The sequence below is a fragment of the Nonomuraea sp. NPDC049309 genome, assembly GCF_043196965.1.
GTDB classification, from domain to species: Bacteria; Actinomycetota; Actinomycetes; order Streptosporangiales; family Streptosporangiaceae; genus Nonomuraea; species Nonomuraea fastidiosa.
The window spans coordinates 845221-871494 of record NZ_JBICSH010000002.1 but is presented as its reverse complement, the minus strand read 5'-3'; the positions used below and the strand labels follow the sequence as shown (position 1 = coordinate 871494).

Sequence of the window (26274 nt, the reverse complement as noted above, 5' to 3'; positions counted from 1 at the left end):
GGAGGGCTTTGCAGGTGGGCTGCGGAAGCCCCACGTGGGGCGAGATGCACATCAGCAGTCCCGGCGCTGAGGCTGCGGCGCTTCGTGCAGCGAAGCCCAGACCGTGCGGCCCCTGTGGTCGCCCAGCACGCCCCAATCGGTCGCCATCTCGGAGACGATCCGCAGGCCGCGCCCGCCTTCCAGCTCGGGATACTCGGGGAAGATTTGTGGTCTGCCGGGGCCACCTTCGTCCAGGACGCCGATCCAAACTCGGCGGCGTTCGGCGCGAATGGTCACATGGAAGCGACCGCCGAACCGTCCGCTGGCCGAGTGCCGTATCGCGTTCGTGGCCAACTCGCTCACGATCAGCTCGGCCGTCTCGACGTCCGGCCAGCCCTTGAGGAACATGGTGACGAAGCGCCGAGCTTCCGTGATCGAAACGGTGGACCCGAGGAAGGAGCGGGAGATGCACCAAGCTGACACGGGACACTCCTGGGTGTCTAGGGGACTATACGCCGCCGCGCACCCAGCGTATGAGCAGCATCGCAGCAAGCTCAAGGTATTAGACGTATAAATGCGCGCCTTAGTGAGAGCGGGTCGTCAGTTCCTTCATGTCCTGGGCGATCTGCCCGAGAAAGTCCCGCAGCTCGTCCCCGTACACGGCGGCGTTGCCGAAGAGCTCGAAGGTCTCCTCGTGTGCCGCGACCCCATGCGCCTGCGTCATCGTGAGATCACCGGTCAGGGACTCGACCACGCTCACGCCGTCGTCATAGATCGTGAAGCCGTGCAGCGGAAAGGCCGGCGCCTCCACCGTCCACGGCACAACCCCCAGCCGTACATGCGACAACGTGGACACCTGAACCAGCCGATCGATCTGCGCCACCATCAGCGCCGGCGACCCTGGCCACGTCCGCACCGCTCCCTCGGTCAGCACGAACGCGAACTCCCGGCCCGCCTCGAACAACACCGCCTGAGACTCCACACGCACGGCCGCCGCCTTGGCCGCGTCCTCCTCATCGACATCCCGACCGATCGCGAGCGCCAGCCGCGCATATTCGGCCGTCTGGAGGAGAGCCGGGATCATGGCCGACTGGAACGACCTCACCCGCCGAGCCGCACGCAACCGAGCCGCGTTGGCAGCCTCCCGGCCGGCGAGCCCACCCTTGAGCCTCGACACCTCATCACGCAGCCGCGCTAGCAGGCCATCCAGCTCTGCCCGCTCGTTCTCATCCAGTGCCAGGGCATCGACCAGGCGCTCAACGGTCTCCGGGGTGGGCAGCAGCCGGCCGGTCTCGATCCGGGAGACGGTGGGCTGAGCGATCTGGGCGCGCTGCGCCAGCTCCTTGCCCGTCAGCCCTGCCCGCTTGCGCAATCTCCGCAGCAGCTCACCCAACGCCCGCAAGCGATCCCGTCGATCCTCCACACCGAGCGTTCTACCACTCTGGCTGTGGCGGGCATTGCCGAATTGTTCTCATAGGGATCAAGGGCGGCGCTGCGCGCCGCCTCGCGGCCCGTCGCCCGCTCGGCGGCCGGGCGTGCGGCCTGGGGGCCGGTCCCGGCCGCCAGCGGCTCGGGCCGCAGCTTGCCGGACTGTTTCTAAAGCAGTGATTTCGACGCATGTCGTTCGGCCCCTGGACGCATTGAATGAGTTCGATCTCATGACTGAAAGAAGTCGGCGGCGCACGAAGTAACGATCCGAGGACGCAGATGTCTACCTGGTCGGAACGAGCAGCGCGTCCCCAGTCGTCCCGCCACAATGGTCCCTATGGGTACTTTCGGCTACTTGAACGACGACCCGGTTGATGGCAGCGATTCAGCGCCGGATCTGCTAGGACGGGACGCTTATGTTCGTCACGCTGTCACTCTGCTGGAGCACGTTCGCGAGCAGAGTCCTTCGGGCGTGCTCGCCCTCATCGGGCCCTGGGGCTCGGGTAAGTCCTCACTGCTTGGGATGATCACCCGGCAGCTTAAGAGTCGGCCCGACACACCGTGGTCGATCGCCGAGCTTAACCCGTGGATGTACTCCGATGTTGACTCTCTCACCCTCGCGCTGTTCAGTGAGATCCGCGAAGTCCTCCCCGAGGACGAGCGATGGTCAGAAACCCGGCAGAGGATTGCCAAGTTCGGCCGCGCCATCGTCCCATACAGCAAAATCGCATCGTTCGTCGGCATCGATGCATCCGGAGCCCTTGAAAGCGTATCTGCGGCCATCGCGGGCGATGAGAGTGCAAGCGCAGCCAAGCGGCGGGTCGAAGAGGCTCTGCGTGCTACTGACAGGCCGATCCTGGTAATTATTGATGATCTCGACCGGGTTACCCCAGCCGAACTACTCGTTGTTTTCAAACTCGTCCGACTCGTAGGGCGGTTGCCCAACATCTACTACCTGCTCTGCTACGACGAGCGCACTCTTCTGGACGTATTGAGGCGTACCGATCTCGTCGGCAACGAAGAAACTCGTGCGCAGGAGTTCCTAGAAAAAATTGTTCAGGTTCGACTCGATCTCCCGGCATTCCGTGAACGAGACGCGGTCGCCTTGGTTAATCAGGGGATAGGTGACCTCCTTGCTGCGTACGGCCTGACTCTTGAGCCGAAGGCTATGGAGCGCCTGACTTACGCTTATGATGCGCATCTCCGGGAGCGGCTCACCACCCCAAGGTCGATCAAGCGCTACTTTGGTCAGGTAAACGCTGGTTTGATTTCTGTGGCCAATGACATTGACCTGGTGGATTTTCTCATCGTGACGTTCCTGCGTACCATGGAGCCTGGTGCCTATAATTTGCTTAGGCGATATCGAGGTGAACTAACCGGGACTGAGTACCTGCCGGACAAGCATGAAGACCGGTTGGGAAAGTGGCAGAAACGCCTCGTCGATGCTGGCGTGTCGGCAAATAATCGCGAGGGTGTTCTTACGCTTCTTGGCTTACTTTTTCCTTCCATCGCGAAGATAACGCAATTCGGCGTGGGCGACGCCACTCGGCCGCGTGGCATCTGTAGCATCGACTATTTCGACCGCTACATCACCTTTGCAGTGCCAGACGACGATCTCCCGGAGGCAGAATTCGCTCGAGCGATTGAGCAGATCCTCACAGACACCGCAGGCTACGAGCGAGAAGAAGTACTTAAGCGGCTGCGCTCAGACACTCATCGGATCGCCCGGCGGATCCGGCGGTATTTCGAGGGGAATTCGTTGCCCAACAGCAACTTCCTAGGCTTCCTTGCTGATTCAGCAGGAGAGCTTGATGCACCCGCCGAGTCGCTCGGGCTTCTGACACCGGACTCTGCTCTCCGGTTTCTAGCGACTGATCTCCTTGCCAATATCCCTCGCGAATCTCGTTCCGCCGTATTGACTCGAATGAGTCGCACATCGGCCGGAACACATCTTGCTGCACTGTCCTTGCTGAGGCTCAAAGAAGAGAAAACTCCCGCGAGCGACACGGATCTGACCAACCCAGAACCGGAGTGGTCGCTGCGCTGCCGCGAAGCTGTCGAGGCCGGCATCAAGCACCACCTGAGGGGCATCGGCTCATCGCCTGCCGACCTTACAGATATTCAGGTTGATCTCATTTTGCTTTGGAGGTTCCTAGCAGCAGAGCCTGCCAAGGCGTGGATTCACGAGCGGCTCCAAGCAGGCTGGGATCTGCTGGACATGCTCGTACGACTCTTCCCGGCTGCCCGCGTCGTCAATGGCGCGGGCGAATCACGCGTGGTCGGTGAGGTCGACCTGGAGAGCTTCGACACACTGGTGGGTCTGGACTATATTCTGGGCGAACTCGCCGACGAGATCGACAACACGGAGCCGTCCGGTCCATACCCACTCTATGCGCCCGACGATCTAGAGACGCGCCGCAAGAGAATCCTTGACACACTACGGGTTCACCTTCAAAAGAGGAATGCAGCCTCACTTGAAGAGGATCCAAGACCCGATGGCGACAGCCGCCAAGAGGGGTGAACAACTGCCCAGTACCACCCTCACGATCGCCCGATTCTGGTCGACCGCCGTGTATGGCTGGGGCGATCGACGGGCCGGGGCTTCGTTCCTCAGCCCCGGCCCACCGGAAGCCGGTGTGACTGTCCTCACCAGTCTCGCCGAGTGGCCCGCCGAGTTCATCCAAAACTCATCGCCGCACTGGTGCCCCGACGCATTGCCGAAAGGTTCACCATGCAGGTACGCGAGCGGGCTTCTCGGCGGCCGCCGTCATCGAGCATGGGCTGGGCATCGACCCGGTTCCGGGAGCCACTCTAGGAGCCACCGGGACGGACGATCACGAACTGAGCCGGACGGATCTGAACGGCCGGAGTCCCGACGAGCAGCGATACGAACGCCCTCGAACGACCCTGGAGATCGTTTGGGGACCTTGTAAACAGAAGGTGCCGATAGGACTGATCGCGGGATATACACGGGGTGATCTTCCTCTTCTAGGGTTTCTCTGCCACTCAGCAGCAGGTCAGCGGGTGTTTCGATGGCGATACTGCGTCGGACTCATAATCCGATTGTCCTTTGTCCTCCTTGCTGCCCCGAGTATCCCGGCCGTGCCCGCCGAGTCAAGGGCGCCTGCGGCGTCGCTGCGCGATCAGCTCCGCTGACCCTTGACGCGACGGTCCCCGGCCTGGGGGTCGGCAGCTACGAGGAGGACGGGGGCGGACCAGGAGGCGGGGCGCGGGCCCCTTGCTTGGGCAGATCGGGTCGCGTGATCGTCGTGCCATTAGCGTGCCATTGAGAGCGGTCAACAGGGGGTACTCGCGGTCACTTGTGGACTGCTTTCTGCGCAGGTTGAAGCCGTTTCCCCTGTTGATCGGGCCGATTTGCAAGCAGGAAGTCAGGGGTTCGAATCCCCTAGGCTCCACCACCATCGTCACCCGGCTCCACCCACCCGTTGCCCGTCTGGGTGGTTCACCGCCTACGCCCGCCCGTCGTTCAGCGGGCCTCGCTTCGCTCGGGCTGTTCTTCCTCGTGGGCGCGCAGGCGCGCCCGGCTTCGCCGCATGGGTGCCTGACGATTCTCGGCTGGAAGTAGGTAGCCGACGAGGCCAGGTCCATGGCCTTCACCCGCTCCCCGGCTATTTCTCATGACCAGAAATGGTCTTTCCGATTTCGTTCAGTTGCAAAGTACGGTCAGCGGCCTGGGCCTTCGATTTTTCCAGGGTTCGTTTCTCCGAGACGTTCCCGTTACGCGCCCGATGGCTTCTTGGTTCAGCGCACCGCGGGCGACGGTGTTGAGCCTGTGAGCCACCTGGCGCTCCCGCTCGTCGGTGTGGTGCTGGTGAATAAGGGCGGCCTGGGTGCCGGGCCGGCCCATGCGGATCGTCGGTTCTCGGGTGGACACGCCCGTGTTGGCGGCCGGGGGTATTGCCGGTGTGCTGGATATCGCGAAAGTGGATGTTCGGTTCCCCGGCTTCCGGCTGAGCGTCGGTGCGCGCAGCTTCAAGACCACCATGACAGGCGTTGCGTTCGGTGTCGCTGTCCGGAGCTTCGCAGCCACCTGCCTCATCGAGATAGCAGATGTGCACGGAGGCACAGTAGCGCTGAGGCCGCCCGAAACGGGCGGCCTCAGGATGTGGTGTTCGGGATGCCCCTAGGCACTTCAAGAAGATTTCCTGCCCACAGTCAAGCACACCATGCTGTCGTGCGGAAAAGACTCACTCCAGCGCTCCCAGAGCCGCCAGGCATCACCATGGTGTCGCTTCGAAACCATGCACTCGGGCCGCTACGCGATACGCGACGAAGGGAAGAGCCGGGACGCGATCCACCAGCCGCCCTCGCTGTGCCTGCAGCATGGTGCGCGGTGGCTCACTGGCTGGGTCGTTCATGCAAGACGCGGGCAGGCGTCGGTTGGCGCATCGATGCCCGCTTCGTCCAGACCAGCTAACGGCGATGGCCAGTGGTTGAATCGACAACCGCAGGCCGCAGCTGGCCGAGTTCGTCGTAGTGCCGTAAAGCATGGTCGACAAGACGGCCGGCCAAGGCGAGAACACCGATCTTGAGAGATCGTCGCTGCTCACCCGAACAGCATCCAGTCTCAGAGGCTACGCGGAAGTCAATGGGGCACGGCCCCCACGCATCCGTGGCATCAGGATCGGTCGACAGGGGTGCTTCCGGTCACTTGTGGGCTGCCTGTCCAGGTACAGGGAGGTGGCGTGGGGCCGGCCAGGGGCGGGGCCGGGTCGGCGCAGTCGGGGTGAGGTCGGGACCCTAAACTCGGCGGTCGGGCGCTGGTCTGGAAATGAGGACGGGAGGCCGGGGGTGGAGCCGAGCGGGCCGTTGGCGGAGGCCGACTGGCGGTCGCATCGGCCCGCCGTGTTCGGGGCGGCCTACCGCATCCTCGGCAGCGTGGCCGAGGCCGAGGATGTGACGCAGGAGGTCTGGCTGCGCGCCGCCGCCGCCGACGTGTCCGAGGTGCGCGATCTGCGGGCCTGGCTGGTGACCTTGGCGGCGCGGGCGTCGTACAACGTGCTCAAGTCCGCCCGCGTCCGGCGGGAGTCCTACGTCGGGCCCTGGCTGCCCGAGCCGCTGCTGACCGGGCCCGACGTCGCCGCTCAGGTGCTCGTGGACGAGTCGGTGAGCACCGCGATGCTCGTGCTCATGGAGAGCCTGACCCCGGCCGAGCGGGTCGCGTTCGTGCTGCACGACGTCTTCGGCTTTCCGTTCGACCGGGTCGCGGAGGTGCTGGGCGGTACGCCCGCCGCGAGCCGCAAGCTGGCCTCGCGGGCGCGGGCGCGGGTCGCTGCGGTCAAGGAGCGGCCCCGGGCGTCCAAGGCCGAGACGGAACGTCTGCTCAAGGCGTTCAAGGCGGCCGCCGACGCGGGGGACATGGCCGAGCTCGTCGAGCTGCTGCATCCCGATGCCGTCTACCTCGCCGATGGCGGCGGTAAGGCGACCGCCGCGCGCAGGCCGGTTCAGGGTGCCGAGCGGATCGCGCTGCTGGCGGTCAGGCAGATCGAGATCAGGCGTCCCGACGCGTTCCGGATCATCGAGGTGAACGGGCAGCCGGCCCTTGCGACCTACTCCGGTGGCGAACTGGTCTGGCTCGACACCGTGGAGATCGCCGGCGGGCGGATCACGACGTTGCGGAGACTGGTCAACCCCGAAAAGCTCACCCACATCGGTCACATCTGAACCCGCTGTCTTGTCTCCCTGTCGCCCCTGATTTCCAGGGTGAGACTGAGAGAGGACGAGACGATGGCACACGTTGTGATCATCGGTGGCGGTTTCGCGGGCGTGTGGAGCGCGGCGGGCGCGGCCCTGGCACGCGAGCGCGCCGACGGGGATACGGAGCCGCGCATCACGCTCATCGCGCCGAACGAGCACCTGGTGCTGCGGCCGCGCCTGTACGAGCCGGAGCCGGACCTGGCCAAGGTCGAGCTGCGCAGGATCCTCGGGCCGATCGGCGCCCGGCATGTGCGCGCCTCGGTGAGCACGATCGACACCGAACGCCGCGTCGTGGTGGCCGACGGTGTGGAGATCGGCTACGACCGCCTGGTGCTGGCGGCCGGCAGCCGGCTCATCCGGCCGCATGACCTGCCCGGCGCTGAACGGCTCTTCGACATCGACACCCTCGACGGGGCCCGGCGGCTCACCGACCACCTGCGCGACCGGGAGGACTGCAGGGTCGTGGTCGTCGGGGCCGGGTTCACCGGTCTGGAAGCCGCGACCGCGCTGGCCTCCCGGGGCAGAGTGCTGCTGGTGGACCGGTCACCGGTGGTCGGCGACCAGCTCGGACCGGGACCGCGTAAGGACATCGAGGCGGCGCTGGACGAGCTGGGCATCGAACGCCGCCTCGGGACGACCGTGACCGAGGTCGGCGACGGGTACGCCGTTCTGTCCGACGGCACCGAGACCGAAGCGGACGCGGTGGTCTGGACGGTGGGGATGCGGGCCAGCGAGCTCACCCGGCAGATCTCCGGCGAACTCGACCACCTCGGCCGGGTACCGGTGGATCGGCGGCTGCGCGCCCTGCCCGAGGTGTTCGCCGCCGGAGACACGGCCGCGGCGCCGTTCGACGCCGAGCACACGGTCATGCAGGCGTGCCAGCACGCCACCCCGCTCGGCAAGGTCGCCGGGTACAACGCGGCGGCCGACCTGCTCGGCGTGCCGCTGCGCGACTTCACGCCCGGCCCGTACGTCACCTGCCTGGACCTCGGCGACGCCGGCGGAATCTTCACCCGGGGCTGGGAGCGCAGGGTGCTGGCCACGGGCAGCCACGGCAAGGAGATCAAGATGCGGATCAACCAGGCGATCCACCCGCCGGTCGACGACGCGGAGAAGATCCTCGCCGCCGCCGACCGCGTCCGCATCGACCACCCCTTCTTCCCCCGCGACGAGAAGGGCGCCGCTCCCGCCGCCTGACCCCCGCCCTCCAGCGGAACGCGGCGGACGGCCCCCGGCCGCCGCGTTCCCGCCCGCTCCGCCAATCCCCTGCCCGCCTGGGTGGTCCACCGTCACCCCCTCCACCCACCCCTTGCCCATCTGGGTGGTTCACCGCCTACGCCCGCCCGTGACCAAAGGGCCTCGCTTCGCTCGGGCTGTTCCTCCTGGTGGGCGCGCCTACGGCGCGCCCCGCTGCGCCGCAAGGTCGCCCGATGTACTCCGCTCGAAGTGGTGTCAGCGGGACACCGGGCCGGGGACCCGGCACCGCTCCCCGTCCCGGTCCCAGGACCACGTGCACCTCCGGAGCCTCGGCTCGCGGGTCCCCGATCAGTCCTACGCCGGTGATGGCATCCTCCGGCCTTTCGGGCGGGGTGGGTCCCGTGTGCGGGATCGGAATGGCTTTTCAGGAACGGGCTCATGCCGTCCTTCCAGGAACGTGCTCATGCCGTTCTGAAGTGGCGGACCGAGTCCTCCTGGACTGGGTACGAGCTTGCCGCAACGTGACCTGGACCGGGTTCGAGCCTGGCGCCCCGTGGACCCGTCGGGCCGGCGGGGTTCAGCGTGGCGCCGGGGGGGGGGGGCGTAGCTGCCAGGCTCGCTTCGGGCACGCTGGGGGACGCACCAGGCATGACACGTGTCGCCGAAAATCATGGAACCGCTGGCCGCGTTCGTGGCAATTACTCGTGTCATGTCCGAGGACACCCGAGAGGCGACAGATGCGACACGAGAGCCGGGTGGCTCCCTCGCCCTGGCCCCACGCCACCGAGGGGCCGCCGCCCTGGAGCGATTCCGAGCGGTTCACCGCCCTGTTCACCGACCACGCCCCCGAGCTGAAGCACTACATCATCCGGCGCTTGGGGCCTGAGCCTGCCGACGACATCGTGGCCGAGACGTTCGCCGTGGCGCTGCAGCACCTGGCGTCGTACGACCGGAGCAGGGGAGATGAGCGGGCCTGGCTGTTCGGGATCGCCACCAACCTCATCAGCCGGCACCGGCGCCGCGAGATCGGGCTGTACAAGGCGCTGAGCCGCACCGGTATCGACCCGGCGATCGAGTCGTTCACCGACGTGGTGGATCGGCGGGTGAGCGCGGGCGCGGCGCGCAGGCGGCTGGCGAAGGCGCTGGCCGGGCTCTCCCAGGCGCACCGGGACACGTTGTTGCTGGTGGTCTGGGCGGAGCTGACGTACGAGGAGGCCGCGGCGGCGCTGGGCGTGCCCGTGGGGACCGTGCGGTCGCGGGTGAACCGGGCGAGGAACAAGCTGCGCCGGGCGCTGTCCGGCATCGAGCGGGACGAGGAGTAGTCCATGGTGGACGAGATGGAGATGCTGCGCGAGATGCGCGGCGAGGTTCCCAGGCGGCCCGACGTGTCAGAAGCCCAGCGCAAGATCGCCGAGTACGCGGGTCGGGTTCGCGCTCCACGTGTGCGTCTCGCGGACGGGGTCCCCGTTCGGCGTGCGCGGCCCGCGTACGGGGTGAGGTTCGCACTCGGGCTGGCCGCGGCGGTCGTGCTGGCGGCGGCGACGGCCGTGGTCATCCTCCGGCCGGGTGGGGGCGAGCCGGTGACGGAGCCGGCCCCGCCGAGCGCGGCGGCGGTGCTGGAGCGGGCCGCGCTCGTGGCGGCGCGGAGCACGGCCGCCGAGATCCGGCCGGACCAGTGGTTCTACCTCAAGGAGTCCCAGCACATGTCGGGAGCCGGCCCGTCGACGTTCGAGATCTGGGACCGCATGGACGGCCGCAGGATGGCGCTCCGCCATGAGGGCGGGCGGTTGAAGAAGGGCCCGGGGGAGAAGGGGCCGACGAACGTGCGGCGTACTCAGCAGGAGGTGGAGGCCTTTCCGGCCGATCCCGACGCGCTGCTGCGGCTCTTCCGCGATGCTCCGGAGCGCACTCCGCTGTCGATCTGCGTGCCGACCTGCCCGCCGGAGATCGCGCAGGACATGAAGGCGTTCGGGACGATCGGGTGGTACTTGAAGTACGGGCCCGTGATCCCGCCGGAGACGGCCGCGGCGATGTTCCAGGCCCTCGCGAAGATCCCGCGGGTCTCCGTGGAGGAGGACACCACGGACATGGAGGGCCGCCACGGCATCGGTGTGAGCTTCGATGCGGGCGAGCACGGCAGGCTCTCCTATGTGCTCGATCCCGGCGACTACCACTACATGGGCGTGAAGGCCGAGCGGGACGGCCGGAGCTTCGGCATGTCGGTGCTCGGCTCCGGGATCGTGGACCGCGCGGGTGACATTCCCTAGGCGGCCGGGCTCCGGGAGCAACGCCGATGAGTTCTGTTCTTCTCGAACGGAGGGTCAGCCGGTCGGCGATCTCCGCCGGCCGCGTACGTTGAACCACTCCTGGGCGGGCTCGGTGAGGAGCTGGGTCGCGCCCACGCTCGCCACCAGCATCGCCAGGGCGCCCAGGAAGAACCCGCCCTCGCCGAACATGGAGAGCAGGAAGGTCAGCGCCAGCAGCGCCTGGAGGCAGACCGCGGTCAGGCGCACCCAGGTGCGCCGGGTGGTGACCATGAAGGTCAGCGTGCCCAGGGCGAGTACCGCCGCCACCTGCACGGCGAGCTGGACGACGACCTGGAGGGTGTCATCGCCGGCGCCGGCCCGCAGCACCATGATCAGCAGGGCCACCGACGGGAGAAAGAACAGCGCCTGCACCCATAGGCAGAGCCGCGCCAGCCTGACCGGTCGCGGCGGGTCGAGCGGATGATCGTACCCGGACATGGGGCGCCTCCGGCGGGACGGGGGATGTGCCCCGAGCGTAGGCGCCGGGCGGGGGCGAGAACCGGCCGCAGATCTCATCGGCATCGGATCGAACCCGCGGCCGGACGCGCTCCGTACGTCTGCGCTTCCCATCAGTGGCGGCGGTACATCGTCACCCGGAGCTCGTCGAGCGCATCGAGCCGCATGAGCGCGCGGTTTCGGGCTCCGCCGGCACGGGGGTGCTTGTCAGTGCTGCGGACGGCGTGTCCGGGCGGAACTCATCGGCGCTCCGGCTCGTCGGTCTCCCGGCGGACCTCTCCGTCCTCGGCGGGCCTGGTGGAAATCGGCGCGACAGCGGGCTAGCAAGCGTTTAGGTTGGCCTGATGACGCGGACGGAGGCCACGGGCTACGACGGCCTGGCCTCCCGCCTGGTCCCGGAAGCCGAGCTGCGGGAGTTCCTGCTGGACTGTTTCGGGATCGCCGAGCACGAGCTGTTCGTCAGCCACGCCGACCGGGTCGATGAGGCGCTGGAGGGCGTTCCGAAGGACGTGACGTTCCCGGCCTTCTGCACCTACGAGGAGGCCGGCGGCCATTTCGCGATGCGGTTCGACGTCGGCATCGAGGGACGCCTCGCCGACCGGGTGGGCAGGCGGGAGTTCATCGCAAGGTTCGCAGCGCGCTTCGGCATGTACGTGCTGTACGGCGACGACGATCCGGTCTGGCTGTGGTCGGTGATCCTGCCGGACGGCAGTCGCCTCCTCGCCGAGCTGGACGACGAGGACGGCACCCCCATGCTGTACGCGGTCACGGCGCCGGTGCCGGGGCTGACGGACGTTCGCGTGGATGAGAGCCTCTGGCGGATCCGCTGACTCCGCGGGGCGCCCTTTCACGCATGAGGGTCGGCGGAAGTCTCCGTCTCCGTCTTCTGGATCCCGCGCGCGAACGGCAGCGCCACGCCGAAACTCACCGACAGCGCGATGCCCAGGGCGATGTTGGACAGCGCCAGGCCGAGCGCCAGGCCGATGGCCAGGCTCCCGCAGATGCCGAACCTCCAGTCGGGGGAGCACTTCGTGTTCGTCATGGCTCACATACTTCCGTGGACGCCGCGTGCGCAGTAGAGGCGCAGATCATCGGTGTCGTATGACATCTGTCATGAGAGACGAGGACACGAGAAGCCGGTGAACGGGGTCCGTCAGTAGGGTCTCCGTTACGGGGATCCCCGAGCCGGCGCTCGTTCCCGCCGGCCTCGGGCGCCTCCTGCCACCGCACGTGGAGATGCCGCTGACCCCGCTACAAGCCTTTCGCCACGGCATTCGAATTTCTTCTGGCGGACTTTTACAGCGGCATTCTGCAGAGCCTCGGGGGGCGTCACCGAAGGTCGGCCGCTGTGGGGCGTCGGCCTGTCAAAGGAATGAAACAACGATGCAGAATCCGCCGTCGTGCTGTCTTCCTGGCTTTCTGCAGCGGTGTTCACTGACGAGTCCGGCATTGTCGAGTGGAATCGGGGTGAGGAGGCCATCCGCGTCAAGTCGCCGGGGAGCAGCTCGCGCGTGTTCTCCGGCGGCTACGACGAGGTGGTCGCGGTGCTTTCCGAACTCGGCGGACGCGGTCGGGACGTGGCCACCTGCGCGGCCAGCGGCAACTGGCTGTTCTGGACGCTCCTGCCAGCACACTCCCGACCCGTGGGCGAGCCAGGAGGGTCGGGCAGCCGATCCGGCTTGTTGCTTCTGGATTCCGCTCGAGCGCGAACGCCCGCTCACCGTGACTTCTCAGCGGCGGTGACGGATACGACCTTGGTCTCGGTCAGGCGGTCGAGGATGCGGCGCCGGTCGCCCCACACCGCCGGGATCCAGTCCACCCACGCGAACGGTCCCACCAGCAGGCTGAGCCTGCGGACGATGCCGGTGATCGGGTGGATGCGCAGCCCGGTCTCGGTGACGGTGCGGAGCTTCATCAGGCGCTTGCCGGGCGTTATGCCGGTGCGCGCCTCGATCAGGCCGAGCCCGATGATCGACCAGGCGAGCGCGAGGGGGAAGCCCAGCGTGTAGACGAGGCCGGAGCCGTCGTACGCGCCGCACCCCGCGGTCGAGAGGGCGGCGCAGCCCTCGCCGATCCTGAAGTACGTGACGGGCGGGAACGACATCGTGAACCCGCCGCCGCCCTCGATCGTCCTGATCAGCCCTTGGACGAACAGCGTGATCGAGATCCCGGCCAGCGGCAGGTTGTCGATGAGCACGGCGATGAAGCGGATGTCGGTGCGGGCGGGCTTGGTGTCGCGCAGTTCGGCGAAGGAGGCCGCCGCTTCGGCCGGAGTGCCGAGCCGCTCTAACGCCTCGGACAGCTCGCCGGCCTCCGCCGCCTCCGCCAGGTGATCGCCGAGCTCCGCCCTGGCCCTGTCGCGTTCGGCGCCGACCAGGTGGCGGGCGACCTTTCCGGTGTAGTCGTCGATGGTCTGTCGTACGTCGCTCATTCGTGTACCTCGCCCAGGGTGTCGAGTAGCTGGCGCATCCCGTCGACGAGGCCGCTCCATTCCTCGCGCAGCATGGCGAGGTACGCGCGTCCGTCCTCGGTGATGACGTAGTACTTCCGCGGCCTGGACCGTCCCTCGGCCTCCCAGGTCGCGACGATGTGGCCGGAGTCCTCAAGACGGTGCAGCAGCGGGTAGAGCGTGCCTTCCTTGACCTCGAGGACGCCCTCGCCCGCGCCGCGCAGCACCTTCATCAGCTCGTAGCCGTATCGGCGGCGAGCGTTGAGCACGGACAGTACGGCCAGCTCGGTCGTGCCCCGCGCGAGCTCCCGGCGGAGCCGCGCGATGGTGGCCGATCCCGGCGTCGTCTCGGTGTCCTCGGTCATACAAGCACGGTACGACCCGATACCTTGTGTGGCAAGGTATCGGGTCGACCATAGCCATCTGACCGTTCCGGCAGCCCCAGGGTTCGACCTGGTCAGGAGCCGCCGGGCGGGTATCCCACCGCCGCATCGCCGGCTCGCCGCCCGCGACTCCCGGGCTCAGGACGGCGGCGGCCAGGGCCGAACGTACGGGTCAGCGCCGCGGGCCGCGCCGGCCCGGTGCGCCGCGCCGTGGCCCGCTCTCGGGGAAGAGGTTCGAGCTGCGGATGTGCTCGTACACGATGGAGGTGCGGACGTCGGCGACCTCCGGCTTCTCCGTGAGCCGGTCGATGACGAACGCGTACAGGTGATCGTTGGACGGCACCGCCACGTGGAGCAGGAAGTCCTCGTCGCCCGCGGTCACGAACACGCCGATCACCTCGGGCAGCCCGGCCGCCCACTCGCGGAACCCCTCGATGTTGGCCCGCGTGGGGGGACGTACACGGACCGCCACGAGCGCCTGCACGGCGCGGCCGATCTTGGCGAGGTCGACCTCCAGCCGCGCGCCGGTGATGACGCCGCGCTCGCGCAGTGAGCGCGTGCGGTCGAGCGCCGTGGTCGGTGCGACGCCGACCGCCGCCGCGACGTCACGGTTCGTACGCCGTGCGTCGCGCATGAGCTCCCGCAGGATCGCCGTGTCGAGTTCGTCCAGCTCAGCCATACGCCGAGTATCGCCGAACGTCATACGCTCAGCACGGTATCGAGCGAATCCTCGACCGCGATCCTGCGGAATCTCCGGACGATCGACGTCGAGGGGGCGACGGACGCCGCCGCACTCTCGACGCCGCATCGCGCGCTCAGGCCGCCGGCTTGGCGATCAGCGCGTCGGCCACCGGGGCCGAGGAGGCCGGGTTCTGCCCGGTGATGAGCAGGCCGTCCTCGGCCACGTGCGGCGCCCAGTCCTCCGAACGCTCGTACTCGCCGCCCAGCTTGACCAGCTCGTCCTCGACGAGGAACGGCACCACGTCCACCAGCCCGGCCGCGGCCTCCTCGCTGTTGGAGAAGCCGGTGACCCGCTTGCCCGCCACGAGCGGCCGGCCGTCCTCGCCGGTGACGCGGCGCAGCACGCCCGGCGCGTGGCAGACCAGCGCGACCGGCTTGCCCGCGCGTACCGCGCTCTCGATCAGGCGGATCGAGGCGGGGTCCTCGGCGAGGTCCCACAGCGGGCCGTGGCCGCCCGGGTAGAAGATCGCGTCGTAGTCCGCTGCCGAGACCGAGTCCAGGCGTACGGTCGAGGCCAGCGCCGCCGTCGCCTCCGCGTCGGACTCGAACCAGCGCGTGTCCTCGCTCTGGGAGGCGGGCGCGCTGCTCTTCGGGTCGAGCGGGGGCCGTCCGCCCGCGGGCGAGGCGAGCGTGATGTCGTAGCCCGCCTCCTTGAAGCGGCGGTACGGCGCGGCGAGCTCTTCGAGCCAGAACCCCGTCTTCTCGCCGGTGTCGCCGAGCCGGTCGTGCGAGGTGAGAACGATGAGAACCTTCATGATTCCTTCCAGTAGACCGGTCGTCTTGGACGCGTGTGCGCAGGCCCGGCGGGAGGCCGGTCGGCGCCGTCAGGCGAGGCGGAGGATGCGGGACGTCGCGGCGAGCGCGCTGTCGAGCGGCCCGGGATCTCGACGGATCTTCGCCAGGACGCTCGCCCCCACCCACATCTCGTACAGCGTCTCGGCGACCTCGCGCGCGTCGCCGCCGGCATCCAGCGAGCCGTCTGACGCACCCGCCTCGATCATGCGCTGGATGCGGTCGATGATCGCCGTCGTGCCCTCTTTCAGCGCCAGGCGCATGGGCTCCGACAGGTCGGCCACCTCCGCCCCGAGCTTGACCGCCAGGCACTTGCCCTGGCAGTCCCCGATGCCCTGGTCGTCGCGCCAGTTCCGCCAGTACGCCATGAGCCGCTCCGCGGCCGGGACGCCCGGGCGGGCGAACAGCGCGTCCATCTCCGCCAGGTACGTGGTGAAGTAGCTGCGCAGCATGGCCTCGCCGAAGGCGTCCTTCGAGCTGAACCAGTGGTAGAACGACCCCTTGGGCACGCCGGCCGCCGTCAGCACCTCGTTGATGCCGACCGCCGCCCACCCCTTGCGCGCCACCGTGGCCTGTGCGACGTCCAGAATGGTCTGCCGGGTGTCGGAAGCGGTCATACCTCGACCGTACCCAATGGATTAGACCGGTCGTCTAGCGGTGCGGGGCTGCGGAAAGCCGGCAGGCGTTCACGTGCTTTGCAGGACGGCGATGGCGGCCGTGATCGTGAGAGCCGCCAGGGCCGCGAGCAGGGCGATGATCCCCAGACTGCTCCACCGGTATTTGCGTGAGGCCACTTGGGCGTTCGCCCACACCTGTTCGGCCACGGCGGTGGTGAGCGCGTCGGGATCCCGGATGAGACCGCCCAGGTCGCCGGCGTACGCATCGGGCCGGTCGCGGTAACGCCCCGCGATCTGGTGGTAGTAGAGGAGGTTGGCTGGCTTCACGTTCACGCGGCGGGGCAGGAGGCTGAGCCCGGCGCAACAGGCGGCGCCGATCACCAGCAGTGCGCAGATCGCGACCGCGACCGCGAACAGCGCGCTCGGCCGCACGGTGGTCCTGATCAGCGTGTAAACGAGACCGCCGATGACTCCTGAAGCGGCAAGGGTGAACCCCGCCTTGTTCTCCGCGTGCTTGACCAGATCGACGACGAGCGAAAGAGCCTTCCACGCGTCCTCCACTCCAGTACGCGGCTGGTCCGGTCGAGGGGCGGACGCCGGTGCCGGCATCGCGGCGCGCTTCTTGCTCAGGAACATCTCACCGGCCCTTCGAACGACACTGATCGGCTCCGACGATTACGGAGATCGCCGAGAACCGTGGTGATACCTCTTCACTGAGACGGCGGTGCCTGAATTCCGTATCATCACGAATACCCGCATTCATGCGAAGGTGATGGTCATGCGGTGGCCCAGGGGCACGTTCATGGCGGGGCTCGACCAGCGGACCCAGGCGGAGTTTCTCGCGCTGGGCGAGCCGCAGCACTTCGATGCGGGTGACGTCCTCCTTCGCCAGGGTGATCCGCGCGTGGATCACGTCTATCTGCTGCGCTCGACGCGAGCGGGAATGTGCGCGTGCGCGAAAGTGACGGCGAACCGGGGAACGGGCGTCGAAACGCTCCTCGGCATCCGGGTCAGCGGCGATCTCATCGGGGAGATGGGCGTGCTGCGCGGCACGGAGCGCTCGGCCACGGTGACGTCCTGCACGCCGACTCTGGCGTTCCGCATCACCGCGAAGGTTTTCACGGATTACCTCAAGCAGCGGCCTCAGGTCGCCACGGCGATCGCCGCCATGCTCGCCAACCGGCTCGACTGGGCGAATCAGCGGCGGCTCGATTTCGCGGCCTTCGACATCCCCGTACGGCTCGCGCGCATCATCGGGGAGCTCGCCCGGCGTCACGGGGTGGAGACTCCGGCGGGGATCGAGCTTGGCGTCGATCTGTCCCAGCAGGAGCTGGGGCGGCTCATCGGGGCGCGGGACGCCGCCGTGAGCAAGGCCATGCGATTCCTCAAGGAAACCGGCGTGCTGCGTACGGGTTACCGTCAGTACGTCATCACGGACCCGGCCCGGCTCCACGACCTGGAACACGCAAACTGACCCGGCCGGTATTGGCGGCGTTTAGAGCAGAATGTCACATACGCCCCATCTGTCGGGATCATGAGTGTATTGTGCCGCCGGATTCTTCCTATTAATAGGTAGTCTGCGCGCGCTTAAGCGCTCATACTGATATCCGCGTCAGAGGCAGAGAGGCGGTCTATGGTCGTGAAAAGCACAACTTTCGGGCGTGCTCTCGTAGTTTCGAGCGACCTCAAAGGCTATGGGCGCGGCAATGACAAGCGTCATGAGACCATGCAGGCGGAGTTCGTCCGGATCCAGCAGGCTGCCACGCAGGCGGCAGGTCTCAACCGGGACGCATGGGAGCGCCAGCCGGGTGGTGACGGCGAACTCGCGGTGCTGCCCGCGGGTGAACCTGAGATAAGGGTCATCGACCAGTACGTCAGAGAGTTGGGCAAGCAGCTTCGTGACTATAACGCGGACCTTCCATTGGAGGAGCGGCTGCGGCTGAGGGTGGCGATGGCCTTCGGCACGGCCTATCCCGCCGCCAATGGCTATGCCGGCCAGGCGGTTGTGGAGGCCAGTCGGCTCTTGTCGTGCCGGCCGCTGAAGCTACTGCTGGACAGGCGGCCCGAGGTGGATCTGGCCCTCATACTCTCGCAGCGGGTCTTCGACGAGACCGTACGGCAAGGGCACACCTCGTACTCGCTCTCGGAGTTCCGGGAAGTGCAGGTCCAGGAGAAGGAGTACGTTTCATCGGCCTGGATCCGCGTGGCCGGTATTGACGTCTCCGACTTGAGCTCGCTTTTCGCGGAAACGGAACCCGAGCCGAGCGGGCCGTCGCCGCGCCACGTCGTCGGAGCGATGACTCAGAAAGCCGAAGTCATCACCAATCTCTACGGCGCCGTCGACGCGCGCAACGCTGTTTTCGGCGTGAGCGGGAAGTGACGATGGCGGAAGCATCACCGGCAAGGGAGCCGGCCGATCCCAAGACGCCTGAGGATGGCTCTGCATCCGAGGAGGGGAAGGCGTCGAAAGGGAAGGAGACCGCCGAGCAAAAGGGCGAGCAGAAGGCCGAGGAGAAGAGCGAAGAGAAGGACGAGAAGAAGGACGACGAGAAGGGCGAGCAAAAGCCTGGGCAGCAGGACAAGAAGGAAGAAGCCGCCTTCGACGAGGGCGCGCTCGGCCAGAGCGCTACCGTCATCAACAACTTCTTCGACGCGGTGGACGCCTCACAGTCCGTCTTCGGCGTAGCCTCCCGGCGCACCACGCGTACGATGACGGGCACCCTCGGCCCCGCCGACATCGAGCGGGCCCTCGAACCCTTCGTCCCTCCCCCTTGCTTCGAAGACGCTCTGGCGAAGTTACGCGAGCGTCGCGTGCTCGTGCTCGTCAGCCGTGAGGACACCGGCAAATGGACCAGCGCGGTCGCGCTCCTGAACCGGGTCAAGCGGCCGGATACGAAGATCATCGTGCTGTCACCTGCGCGCGCCCTCGACGACCTGGCGAGCAAGACCGCCTATCGGAACGGCTGGGGCTACGTCATCCAGGGATGGACGCCGGATGACATCGCGCCGGCCCTGCAGCACTTCGAGTTCGAGACGCTCGCTCGCACGCTTGAAGAGGCCGACGCCTACCTGGTGCTCACCGTCCACCGTGATCCGGCGACCGCCGCGCCGGGGCCCTTCCACATGCGCTGGCAGATACCGGAGCCTCTCGCGCTGTTCGACGCCCACCTCGGCGGCACGGCCCTCACCGACGAGCTCGCCGAGGTGCGCGCCCACGCGGCGGAGCTCCGTTCACCCGGCCAGATCGCCGGTCTCGCACGTCAGATCGCCGTAGGCGGGCGATCCCCGGCCGACGTCCTCGCGGAGATCTCCGACAGCGAGGTGACCAAGTGGTTCGAGAGGCAGCCCAAGCGGTCCGAGGTCCTCGTGGTCGCCGCCCTCGCTTTCGCGCACAACCTTCCCGAGCGAATCTTCGAACGCCTGCTGGTCGACTTCGAGCGCATAGCGGAGGACGTCAAGCTGCGCGGCAGGGAACCGGGCGCGCAGAACGATGACGACACCCTGCCGCAGCATCGAGCGCAGTGGAGCGGTGACCACCCACTGATCACCGTCGACAGATCGTCGGACCTGCTCGCAGGAGAGCGCAGGATCGTCTTCCGGGCGGCTCGCCATCGTGAGCAGGTCATCACCGAGCTGATGCTGCTCTACAGCTACGACCTGTGGGAGCCGCTGCGGCTGTGGATCCGTGCCCTGGCCGACGACCTGCCGGAGGTACAGGCTCAAGTCGCGGAAGGGCTGTCGCTGCTGGCCGCCGTCAACCCCCAAGAGGTGCGCGAGTCGTTCCTCGAACCGTGGGCCGCGGGCCCGGCGTCGGAGCAGATCATGGCCACGCTGCTGCTGTCGATGATGTGCGCGAACGACACGCTGGCCCCGATAGCCCTTAGAACGGTCTTAGGGTGGGCCGTCGACGCCGACCGGCGCCGTGCCATGACCGCGGCGCTGGCCTTCGCTGGCGGCCTGTCCATCCGCTACCCGGCCGACAGCATCGACTGGCTGTGGTTCCTGTCCTTGCGTGCGATCGACATCCGCGTGGTGGCGATACGTGCGCTCGTCCTGCTGATTCAAGGCGCCGCCGAACGCGAGGAAGGGGCGTCACAGGCACTACGGCTCCTCACGAAGCACATCGAGCTCGAGCTGCACGGCCCCATCGACCCCGGCTCCGCCCGCAAGGCCCTAGCCGTGGCTCTGGAGGTCCTCAAGGCCGACCGGCTCGATACCGAGGACGATCCTCTGGCGGCCTGGCTGCTGCTGAACGAGCCCGACAGTGCCCGGCCCCTGGGCACTCTCTGGGCGTGGGCCCTGCGCAGCGGCCATTACCGGAGGGACGCGATACAGGCCCTCTACCGCACCTTGCGGGCCCTCTGCGGCAAGGACGGAGCGCGCGCCGCCGCCATGGCCTTGGGGAAGGTCGTGTGGTCGTCGCTGCCGCCCAACACGGTTCCCCTGGTCAAGCACGCGATCGAGCGCGCGGGCAACACGTTGCGGGAGGGCCGCGAAGACGCCGGCAGGACGCGGGAACTCGTTCTGGCGGTGCTCGCGGCGAGCGCTGGAGGAGGGCTTTCGAGCAGCACACGAACAAGAGGAGTCATGCCGTGAGCACCTCATATCCGATCATCGAGGAACAGGACCTGCCACCGTCGCAGCGGCGTTTCGGGATCTTCGCCCGCCGCGATCCCGCCCAGCTGCCCCAGCCGCGTGCCGGAACGGTCCTGGTCTTCGAAGTTCACGGCGGCCATCACGCCTTCGCGGAGCGCGGGCACCCACGAGGGACCGAGGAGGCGGTCGTCGAGGCGCGCTCCGTCGCCGTCGTGGACGTGCGGACCCGCCACGTGTCCACCGAGGTCGAGCTGCCTTCACGCGACCTCGGCTACAAGTTCACCGTGCGGGCGAACTTCAGATGCCGGGTGACCAACCCGGAGACGGTCGTCGCCGATCACGTGAAGGACGTCGCCGAGATCCTGGCCGGGCATCTCCGCAAAGACTCGACCTTGATGCAGCTCGGAGCGACCCGCCCGATCGAGGACGTCAACGCCCTCGCTCCCGACGTCGTCTCCAGGGTGCAGGCCTTCTTGGAGTTCCATCCGCCGGCGATCGACGGCATGGAGATCGCGCTTGAGAACGTCGAGCTGCTCATGCCGGACGACGTCGCCGTACACGGAAGAGGGCTCAAGCGGATCCAGTGGGGCGGCGAGAGCGCGGAGCTGCGCGCGGCGATCGAGAACCGGGACGTCGAGCGCATCGAGAGCATTCTCCAACGCGGGGTCGAGGCGGCGATCGCCCTCGGCATCAGCCGGGAGCAGATCACGATGGACGATGTCGCCCAGGCCAGCCACAAGCTCCAAGAGGAACGGCTGCAGCGCCTGCAGGAGGTGCTCGACAAGCTGCCCCAAGGATCGCTGGACTTCCTCCCCATCGACTCCCAGCAGCTGCTCAAGTTGATAAAGGCGATGGCCGGTTTCGAGCCCTTCATCGAGGCGCCGGAGTCAGGGGAACGGCCTGCCCTACCCGACGGGCGCGATCGGGGCGAGACCAACGGTCCACGGTCCATAGGGCTGGAGGATCTGGATGACTGAGTCCGCACAGCACACAGGGCCGGCGCACGTCGGTCGGCGGTCTTGGCTGCGCAAGGTCGATGTAGGCCGGCGCCTGCGGGTGCTCGCCGGCGTCGACGAGGCCCTGCTGGCGCGCGTGCCGCTGGAACGTACCCGCTACACGGGGGTTGGCGGCGTCATCCTGGGCACCGCGGTGATGGCCGGGCTTTCGATGTGGTTCGCGCTGAGCCAGGTGCTCGGAGGTTCCCATCTGCTGCTGGCCGTCCCGGTCCTGATCTGGGCCCTCATCGTGCTCAATCTCGACCGGTGGCTGGTCTCCACCGTCACGGGCATGTGGCAGCGCCGCCTCCTCACGCTCATCCCGCGGCTGCTCGTCGCCATGGTCCTGGGAGTCGTCATCGCGGAACCGCTGGTGCTGAGGGTGTTCGAGACAGCGGTGGTCCAGCACGTCAAAGACCAGCGCGAGACGCTCAGGAACGTACGCAAAGCCTGGTGGGTGGAGTGCAATCCCCTGCCTCCCGCCACCCCGAAGCGGCAGGACTGCCAGGGGAGCAGCCTCATGGCCTCGACCACGGTGGCGGACCTCACCGCTCTGGCCGATCTGCAAAAAGACGCCGAGAAGCTGCGGAAACGCATCGACACGGCCAACCGCCGCCATGCCAAGCTCGTGGACCAGGCGAGTGACGAGTGCGCCGGCAGGTCGGGCCCGGGGCTGAGCGGAAGAGCGGGCGAAGGGCCCCGGTGCCGCCGCCTGAAGGAGGAGGCCCGGCGCTATCTGGCGAACAGCCGTCTGAAGGAGAACACGGCCGAACTGCGGCAACTGGAAGCGCGGATCGACAAGCTGCGCGAGCCTCTTCCGGTCAAGGGGGAGGCGTACCAGAAGGCCCTCGACGCGGAGATCCAGCGGAGACTCGCCGAGATGCCGTCGCCGGACGACCCCGTCGGTCTTCTCGAACGCCTCAAGGCACTGCATGAACTGACGCGGGACAACACCTACCTTGGGGCGGCGAGCTGGCTTCTCCGGCTGTTCCTGATCCTGATCGACTGCCTGCCCGTGCTCGTCAAGCTCATGGGCGGGACGACGACGTACGACCGCATGGTCGGCGAAGAGAATCGCCGCAGGGAAGAGGTCCACGCACACCAGGTGCGGCTCGCGGCGGAGGCCGAGATCGGCCGGCTCGAACTGAGCGCGTACATGACCGCTGAGGAACGTCACAGGGCCCGGCAGCAGATCGATGTGGAGCGGAAGGCGACCGACCTGGCCGCACGCAGCAAGATCGAGGAGATGATCAGCAACCGGACGCGTGAGCTGCGCAGGACGATGCTGAACGACGGGCGCAACGGCGCCAACCACCAGTTCAGCTGACCCCACGGCGGGCGCGGGCGCGCTGACGTCTCTTAGTCTGCGGCCATGGCGTTCAGTGAGGAGGAGTACGTCGCGTGCCTGGAGGGTGAGCGGCGGCGGTACGCCTGGGTGATGCGGAGGTACGGCGGGCTCGGTGAGGCCGAGGCGGAGGCGGCGGCCCGGGAGTTCTACGCGTACGAGCCGGCCGGCGAGCCGTACCGCGGCCTGGTCTTCCACGACGAGGCGTGGCACTGGGCGATGCTCGGGATCTACGGCGAGCGCTACTGGGTCTCCCATCCCGAGCTCGCCGACCCGCCGCCCGAGTACCGTGCTCTCGGATGAGAGCCGCGGCGGCCGCATCTCGTTCGGCGGGATGCGGCCTGTTCGCCGTCGCGCCCTGCCGGGTCAGTCCCGGATGGTCCGCTGGTGCCAGGTGTAGTAGGGGAAGGCACCTTCGGGCCCGGTCATCGTGCCGTCGATCCGCCAGTAGCTGTTGGGCGGCATCGTGTAGCTGAACGCCTTGTCGCCGGGCCGGCCGTCTTCGAAGATGACCTTCTCGTTGTCGTACAGGTCCTTCACGCGGATGGTGAACGTCTCGCCGTCCGGGATGTCGACGCAGACTTCATGCGTAGTCTTCTGCGACCCGTTGACATTCCAGGCCGCGTTGTTGACTCCGCGCCGTTCCACGTTGGCGGGCCCGTACAGCCGCTGAACCTGGTCCCACGGGCCGATCGCCGCGCAGTCGACCGACGACGTGGCCGCCGAGGCGGGACCGCCGGCGGCGAGTGCGGTGCCGAGCACGCCGGCGGCGCCCAGTCCGGAAAAGATGCGCTTCATGCCACTCCTCATCAGTCCACGCCAATCGGGAATGTTGAACGCTCAACTGATTGTGTGCGATGTTCACCTTTTCTGCAAGATCGGGAAAGGTGCTGGAGTCAGGTGGCCGGCGTCCCGGGTCTCGCCGCACCGCCGTGCCTGCGGACGCGGGGTGGCGGCGTCACAGCGGGCCCTGGCGCCGCTCCGGGGAGCCGTTGTCGTCGCAGAGGCCGCACCCCGGCCGGCGGGATGCGGCCTCGAAGGCGTCAGAGGGTCAGGACAGGGTCTGCTTCTCGTGCCAGGTGTAGTAGAGGTACGTGCTGCCGGGGCCGGTCAACGTGCCGTAGACCTGCCAGAAGCTGTTGGGCGGCAGCGTGTACGTGAAGATCTTGTCGCCGGGCCGGTCGTCGGTGAACGTGCTCCAGGCCCCGTTGTTGTAGATGCGCACCTCGATGGCGAACTTCGAGGCTTCGTCGGGGATGTCGAGGCAGATCTCGTACGTGTAGGTGTAGGGACCGCCGATGTTGTAGCTGCGGCCGTCGATCGCCGGCCGCTCGACGTTGGTGGGGACGTAGCTGTTCCTGACCCACGTGTAGTCGTCACGTGCGGCGCAGTCGACGCCGGAGGTGGCCGCCGAGGCGGGGGCGGCGCCTAACAGCGTGGCGCCGAGGATGCCGGCGGCGAGAGCGGAGATGGTGCGCTTCATGCCTCTCCTTCATCGGTCTCTTCAACCGGGATAGTTGAAGACTCAAGTGATTCTGGCGCGTGCGCCCGCCTCCGGACAAGACTCGGCAAGATTCCGCACGGCCTGCGAGTCGGTCCGCGCACTCCGGAGGAGTGGGACGCCCTCCCCGAAGACTCTCCCTCCGTCTACGGGCCCGGCATCCTGGCGCCGCCGGTGAGCGTCCGTGGCACGCTCGCCGACGTGGACGACGCCCACCTGCCCGCGCTGCCCGCGCGGTGGGCGGCCACCGAGCATTCGGCGACGATGACGACGGTACGGAGGCGCACCGGCAACACAGGGGTGCACCTCACGGTCGCCGGGCGGTACAGGAGGCACGGGCGGTCCCCGATATTCGGGTGAGGCGGGGACAAGACGGTGGATAGCGTTCCCGTATGCGGCGATGCGGGCAGTGCGGGCAGCGGGAGCCGGCGGGGGCGCCGGACTGCCGGCGGTGCGCGGGCGTCGTGGACGAGATCGTCGAGTCCGGGTGGCGGGCGTTCGTGGCGCGCGAGTTCGGGGCGCTGGGCGACCAGGAGGAGCGGGACGTCGCCGCGATGGTGGCCGACGAGCCCGGCAAGCACCTGTGGCGGGTGGTGGACGCCGCCTACGACCGGCTCACCTGCGAGGAGTGCGGCGGCAGGCTGAGCAGGGGGCCGGCCGGGTGCGGCACGTGCGATCGGGCCAACGGGTTCCGGTATGCCGCCATCGAGATCGACCGGCCCGGCGTCCCGCCGGGGAACGAGCACGCGATACGGGTCAACGTGTCGGTGGTGCGCAGGCCGTACGGGATCTCGTCGCACGAGATGGTGGCGCGGCGGCTCCTGCTGCCCTACCTCCTCGACGGGCGGCTGCCGACGACCGCGCAGGCACAGGCGGTCAAGGCGCTGCTCAACAAAGGCGGCACGGCCGCCGACCTGGCCGAGCGGCTCGAGCGGACCTGGGGGTGCACGGCGGTGACGAACTCGATCGGCGGGTAGCCCATCGCCGGGCCTCTCCCGCACCGGTTCTTTCGGCCACGCTGGTCCGGATCTTCTCCGTTCACACCGCGCGCATCAGCAGGTGGCCGCGGCGGAAGCGTTCGTCCTCTAGGGGCTCGCGCAGCATGCGCCCCACCTCGGTGAAGCCCTCCTTGCGGACCAGGCCGGCCAGCTCGTCGATCGGCCAGCGGTAGGCAGGGGCGACCTTGTGGTCGAACTCCGTCACCGGCCCGCCCTCCGACTCGAAGAACCCGAGCAGGAGGTGACCGCCGGGGGTCAGCACGCGGCGGAACTCGGTGAGGTACGGCGGCAGCTCCGCGGGCGGGGTGTGAATGACGGAGTACCAGGACAGCACGCCGCCCAGCGCGCCGTCCGGCACGTCGAGCGCGCCCATGGAGCCCGGCTCGAAGCGCAGATCAGGGTGGTCCCTGCGGGCGATCTCGATGAACGCGGGCGAGAGGTCCACGCCGAACGGGTCCAGGCCGAGGTCGCGAAGGTGCGCGGTCATGTGGCCGGGTCCGCAGCCCGCCTCGACGACGCGGCGCATGCCCGAGGCTCGTACGAGCTCCGCGAACGCCCCCACGATGGCCCGGTCCAGCGGCAGGGCGTCGAGCGAGTCCCTGACGAGGTCGGTGTAGAGGTCGGCGACGGCGTCGTAGGCGTCCGCCGTGGCGGTCAGGTGGGAGGGTTCGGCCATGGCGGACGACTGTAGCCCATACCTCCGGGGGCATCCGGCCCAGGCGCGGCAGTGGTCCATCCGTCCATCCGGCCGTTGCGGCGGAGCCTCCCGGAGA

27 protein-coding genes are annotated in these 26274 nt (G+C 68.0%); 13 read left to right on the top strand and 14 right to left on the bottom strand.

Features of this window, described 5'->3' with window-relative positions:
* Nucleotides 1-51 precede the first annotated feature (51 nt).
* Nucleotides 52-462: an ATP-binding protein gene (locus tag ACGFIM_RS18000; RefSeq protein WP_393201518.1), complete on the bottom strand. Its 411-nt coding sequence runs from the start codon at nucleotides 460-462 to the stop codon at nucleotides 52-54.
* Nucleotides 463-562: 100 nt separating this feature from the next.
* On the bottom strand, nucleotides 563-1372 hold the full coding sequence (locus ACGFIM_RS17995) for a helix-turn-helix domain-containing protein (protein WP_393201515.1): 810 nt from the start codon (nucleotides 1370-1372) through the stop codon (nucleotides 563-565).
* A gap of 372 nt (nucleotides 1373-1744) precedes the next feature.
* On the opposite strand from ACGFIM_RS17995, the gene ACGFIM_RS17990 reads away from it, so the two are divergent.
* From ACGFIM_RS17990 to ACGFIM_RS17970, 5 genes are all read left to right on the top strand, one after another.
* Nucleotides 1745-3928 (top strand): P-loop NTPase fold protein, encoded by a 2184-nt coding sequence (locus ACGFIM_RS17990; RefSeq protein WP_393201512.1) that lies wholly within the window; start codon nucleotides 1745-1747, stop codon nucleotides 3926-3928.
* Nucleotides 3929-6237: 2309 nt separating this feature from the next.
* Nucleotides 6238-7092, top strand: a complete 855-nt coding sequence (gene sigJ, locus ACGFIM_RS17985) for an RNA polymerase sigma factor SigJ (RefSeq protein ID WP_393201509.1) — start codon at nucleotides 6238-6240, stop codon at nucleotides 7090-7092.
* 63 nt (nucleotides 7093-7155) lie between these two features.
* The gene (locus tag ACGFIM_RS17980; RefSeq protein WP_393201506.1) at nucleotides 7156-8322 is read left to right on the top strand and encodes an NAD(P)/FAD-dependent oxidoreductase; all 1167 of its coding nucleotides are present in this window, start codon (nucleotides 7156-7158) and stop codon (nucleotides 8320-8322) included.
* Nucleotides 8323-9059: 737 nt separating this feature from the next.
* The gene (locus ACGFIM_RS17975; protein ID WP_393201503.1) at nucleotides 9060-9644 is read left to right on the top strand and encodes an RNA polymerase sigma factor; all 585 of its coding nucleotides are present in this window, start codon (nucleotides 9060-9062) and stop codon (nucleotides 9642-9644) included.
* A 3-nt stretch (nucleotides 9645-9647) separates the two neighbouring features.
* Nucleotides 9648-10589, top strand: coding sequence for a CU044_5270 family protein (locus ACGFIM_RS17970; protein WP_393201500.1), 942 nt, complete (start codon nucleotides 9648-9650; stop codon nucleotides 10587-10589).
* 54 nt (nucleotides 10590-10643) lie between these two features.
* Here ACGFIM_RS17970 and ACGFIM_RS17965 read toward each other — a convergent pair whose 3' ends face one another.
* Nucleotides 10644-11066, bottom strand: coding sequence for a hypothetical protein (locus ACGFIM_RS17965; RefSeq protein WP_393201497.1), 423 nt, complete (start codon nucleotides 11064-11066; stop codon nucleotides 10644-10646).
* A gap of 362 nt (nucleotides 11067-11428) precedes the next feature.
* Between ACGFIM_RS17965 and ACGFIM_RS17960 the strand changes: the two genes are divergently transcribed.
* The gene (locus ACGFIM_RS17960) at nucleotides 11429-11914 is read left to right on the top strand and encodes a hypothetical protein (protein ID WP_393201494.1); all 486 of its coding nucleotides are present in this window, start codon (nucleotides 11429-11431) and stop codon (nucleotides 11912-11914) included.
* Nucleotides 11915-11931: 17 nt separating this feature from the next.
* Here the strand turns inward: ACGFIM_RS17960 and ACGFIM_RS17955 are convergent, their stop codons facing one another.
* From ACGFIM_RS17955 to ACGFIM_RS17925, 7 genes are all read right to left on the bottom strand, one after another.
* A complete protein-coding gene (locus ACGFIM_RS17955; protein ID WP_393201491.1) occupies nucleotides 11932-12126 on the bottom strand; it encodes a hypothetical protein in 195 nt (64 codons plus the stop codon).
* Between the two features lie 675 nt (nucleotides 12127-12801).
* Nucleotides 12802-13515 (bottom strand): RDD family protein, encoded by a 714-nt coding sequence (locus ACGFIM_RS17950; protein WP_393201488.1) that lies wholly within the window; start codon nucleotides 13513-13515, stop codon nucleotides 12802-12804.
* Nucleotides 13512-13898, bottom strand: a complete 387-nt coding sequence (locus tag ACGFIM_RS17945; RefSeq protein ID WP_393201485.1) for a PadR family transcriptional regulator — start codon at nucleotides 13896-13898, stop codon at nucleotides 13512-13514. Before ACGFIM_RS17945 ends, ACGFIM_RS17950 begins: the two co-directional genes overlap by 4 nt.
* Nucleotides 13899-14088: 190 nt before the next feature.
* Complete coding sequence (locus ACGFIM_RS17940) at nucleotides 14089-14595, bottom strand: Lrp/AsnC family transcriptional regulator (RefSeq protein WP_393201482.1); 507 nt, start codon at nucleotides 14593-14595, stop codon at nucleotides 14089-14091.
* Between the two features lie 136 nt (nucleotides 14596-14731).
* Complete coding sequence (locus tag ACGFIM_RS17935; protein WP_393201479.1) at nucleotides 14732-15412, bottom strand: type 1 glutamine amidotransferase domain-containing protein; 681 nt, start codon at nucleotides 15410-15412, stop codon at nucleotides 14732-14734.
* Between the two features lie 69 nt (nucleotides 15413-15481).
* On the bottom strand, nucleotides 15482-16066 hold the full coding sequence (locus ACGFIM_RS17930) for a TetR/AcrR family transcriptional regulator (protein WP_393201476.1): 585 nt from the start codon (nucleotides 16064-16066) through the stop codon (nucleotides 15482-15484).
* Nucleotides 16067-16135: 69 nt separating this feature from the next.
* Nucleotides 16136-16702: a Pycsar system effector family protein gene (locus tag ACGFIM_RS17925; protein WP_393201473.1), complete on the bottom strand. Its 567-nt coding sequence runs from the start codon at nucleotides 16700-16702 to the stop codon at nucleotides 16136-16138.
* An 88-nt stretch (nucleotides 16703-16790) separates the two neighbouring features.
* On the opposite strand from ACGFIM_RS17925, the gene ACGFIM_RS17920 reads away from it, so the two are divergent.
* From ACGFIM_RS17920 to ACGFIM_RS17895, 6 genes are all read left to right on the top strand, one after another.
* On the top strand, nucleotides 16791-17540 hold the full coding sequence (locus ACGFIM_RS17920; protein ID WP_393201470.1) for a Crp/Fnr family transcriptional regulator: 750 nt from the start codon (nucleotides 16791-16793) through the stop codon (nucleotides 17538-17540).
* 159 nt (nucleotides 17541-17699) lie between these two features.
* The gene (locus ACGFIM_RS17915) at nucleotides 17700-18446 is read left to right on the top strand and encodes a hypothetical protein (RefSeq protein ID WP_393201467.1); all 747 of its coding nucleotides are present in this window, start codon (nucleotides 17700-17702) and stop codon (nucleotides 18444-18446) included.
* Nucleotides 18447-18448: 2 nt separating this feature from the next.
* Nucleotides 18449-20662, top strand: a complete 2214-nt coding sequence (locus tag ACGFIM_RS17910) for a hypothetical protein (protein ID WP_393201464.1) — start codon at nucleotides 18449-18451, stop codon at nucleotides 20660-20662.
* Entirely contained in the window at nucleotides 20659-21639 is a 981-nt protein-coding gene (locus ACGFIM_RS17905; RefSeq protein WP_393201461.1) for a hypothetical protein, read from the top strand. Before ACGFIM_RS17910 ends, ACGFIM_RS17905 begins: the two co-directional genes overlap by 4 nt.
* A gap of 79 nt (nucleotides 21640-21718) precedes the next feature.
* Entirely contained in the window at nucleotides 21719-22984 is a 1266-nt protein-coding gene (locus ACGFIM_RS17900; RefSeq protein ID WP_393201458.1) for a DUF4407 domain-containing protein, read from the top strand.
* A 45-nt stretch (nucleotides 22985-23029) separates the two neighbouring features.
* Entirely contained in the window at nucleotides 23030-23305 is a 276-nt protein-coding gene (locus ACGFIM_RS17895; RefSeq protein WP_393201455.1) for a hypothetical protein, read from the top strand.
* A gap of 63 nt (nucleotides 23306-23368) precedes the next feature.
* On the opposite strand, the gene ACGFIM_RS17890 is transcribed toward ACGFIM_RS17895, so the two are convergent.
* From ACGFIM_RS17890 to ACGFIM_RS17880, 3 genes are all read right to left on the bottom strand, one after another.
* Entirely contained in the window at nucleotides 23369-23800 is a 432-nt protein-coding gene (locus ACGFIM_RS17890; RefSeq protein ID WP_393201452.1) for a hypothetical protein, read from the bottom strand.
* Between the two features lie 253 nt (nucleotides 23801-24053).
* Nucleotides 24054-24485, bottom strand: coding sequence for a hypothetical protein (locus tag ACGFIM_RS17885; protein WP_393201448.1), 432 nt, complete (start codon nucleotides 24483-24485; stop codon nucleotides 24054-24056).
* 164 nt (nucleotides 24486-24649) lie between these two features.
* Nucleotides 24650-24799 (bottom strand): hypothetical protein, encoded by a 150-nt coding sequence (locus ACGFIM_RS17880; protein WP_393201445.1) that lies wholly within the window; start codon nucleotides 24797-24799, stop codon nucleotides 24650-24652.
* Between the two features lie 96 nt (nucleotides 24800-24895).
* On the opposite strand from ACGFIM_RS17880, the gene ACGFIM_RS17875 reads away from it, so the two are divergent.
* Entirely contained in the window at nucleotides 24896-25480 is a 585-nt protein-coding gene (locus ACGFIM_RS17875) for a hypothetical protein (RefSeq protein ID WP_393201442.1), read from the top strand.
* Nucleotides 25481-25541: 61 nt separating this feature from the next.
* Here the strand turns inward: ACGFIM_RS17875 and ACGFIM_RS17870 are convergent, their stop codons facing one another.
* Nucleotides 25542-26177: a class I SAM-dependent DNA methyltransferase gene (locus tag ACGFIM_RS17870; RefSeq protein WP_393201439.1), complete on the bottom strand. Its 636-nt coding sequence runs from the start codon at nucleotides 26175-26177 to the stop codon at nucleotides 25542-25544.
* Between the last annotated feature and the right edge of the window lie 97 nt (nucleotides 26178-26274).

Excerpts from the sequence above, each read along its gene's own strand:
- ACGFIM_RS17990 (WP_393201512.1), top strand. The coding sequence starts at position 1,745 with ATGGGTACTTTCGGCTACTTGAACGACGACCCGGTTGATGGCAGCGAT.
- ACGFIM_RS17980 (WP_393201506.1), top strand. The coding sequence starts at position 7,156 with ATGGCACACGTTGTGATCATCGGTGGCGGTTTCGCGGGCGTGTGGAGC.
- ACGFIM_RS17975 (WP_393201503.1), top strand. The coding sequence starts at position 9,060 with ATGCGACACGAGAGCCGGGTGGCTCCCTCGCCCTGGCCCCACGCCACC.
- ACGFIM_RS17970 (WP_393201500.1), top strand. The coding sequence starts at position 9,648 with ATGGTGGACGAGATGGAGATGCTGCGCGAGATGCGCGGCGAGGTTCCC.
- ACGFIM_RS17965 (WP_393201497.1), bottom strand. The coding sequence starts at position 11,066 with ATGTCCGGGTACGATCATCCGCTCGACCCGCCGCGACCGGTCAGGCTG.
- ACGFIM_RS17960 (WP_393201494.1), top strand. The coding sequence starts at position 11,429 with ATGACGCGGACGGAGGCCACGGGCTACGACGGCCTGGCCTCCCGCCTG.
- ACGFIM_RS17955 (WP_393201491.1), bottom strand. The coding sequence starts at position 12,126 with ATGACGAACACGAAGTGCTCCCCCGACTGGAGGTTCGGCATCTGCGGG.
- ACGFIM_RS17950 (WP_393201488.1), bottom strand. The coding sequence starts at position 13,515 with ATGAGCGACGTACGACAGACCATCGACGACTACACCGGAAAGGTCGCC.
- ACGFIM_RS17945 (WP_393201485.1), bottom strand. The coding sequence starts at position 13,898 with ATGACCGAGGACACCGAGACGACGCCGGGATCGGCCACCATCGCGCGG.
- ACGFIM_RS17940 (WP_393201482.1), bottom strand. The coding sequence starts at position 14,595 with ATGGCTGAGCTGGACGAACTCGACACGGCGATCCTGCGGGAGCTCATG.
- ACGFIM_RS17935 (WP_393201479.1), bottom strand. The coding sequence starts at position 15,412 with ATGAAGGTTCTCATCGTTCTCACCTCGCACGACCGGCTCGGCGACACC.
- ACGFIM_RS17930 (WP_393201476.1), bottom strand. The coding sequence starts at position 16,066 with ATGACCGCTTCCGACACCCGGCAGACCATTCTGGACGTCGCACAGGCC.
- ACGFIM_RS17925 (WP_393201473.1), bottom strand. The coding sequence starts at position 16,702 with ATGTTCCTGAGCAAGAAGCGCGCCGCGATGCCGGCACCGGCGTCCGCC.
- ACGFIM_RS17915 (WP_393201467.1), top strand. The coding sequence starts at position 17,700 with ATGGTCGTGAAAAGCACAACTTTCGGGCGTGCTCTCGTAGTTTCGAGC.
- ACGFIM_RS17910 (WP_393201464.1), top strand. The coding sequence starts at position 18,449 with ATGGCGGAAGCATCACCGGCAAGGGAGCCGGCCGATCCCAAGACGCCT.
- ACGFIM_RS17895 (WP_393201455.1), top strand. The coding sequence starts at position 23,030 with ATGGCGTTCAGTGAGGAGGAGTACGTCGCGTGCCTGGAGGGTGAGCGG.
- ACGFIM_RS17890 (WP_393201452.1), bottom strand. The coding sequence starts at position 23,800 with ATGAAGCGCATCTTTTCCGGACTGGGCGCCGCCGGCGTGCTCGGCACC.
- ACGFIM_RS17885 (WP_393201448.1), bottom strand. The coding sequence starts at position 24,485 with ATGAAGCGCACCATCTCCGCTCTCGCCGCCGGCATCCTCGGCGCCACG.
- ACGFIM_RS17875 (WP_393201442.1), top strand. The coding sequence starts at position 24,896 with ATGCGGCGATGCGGGCAGTGCGGGCAGCGGGAGCCGGCGGGGGCGCCG.
- ACGFIM_RS17870 (WP_393201439.1), bottom strand. The coding sequence starts at position 26,177 with ATGGCCGAACCCTCCCACCTGACCGCCACGGCGGACGCCTACGACGCC.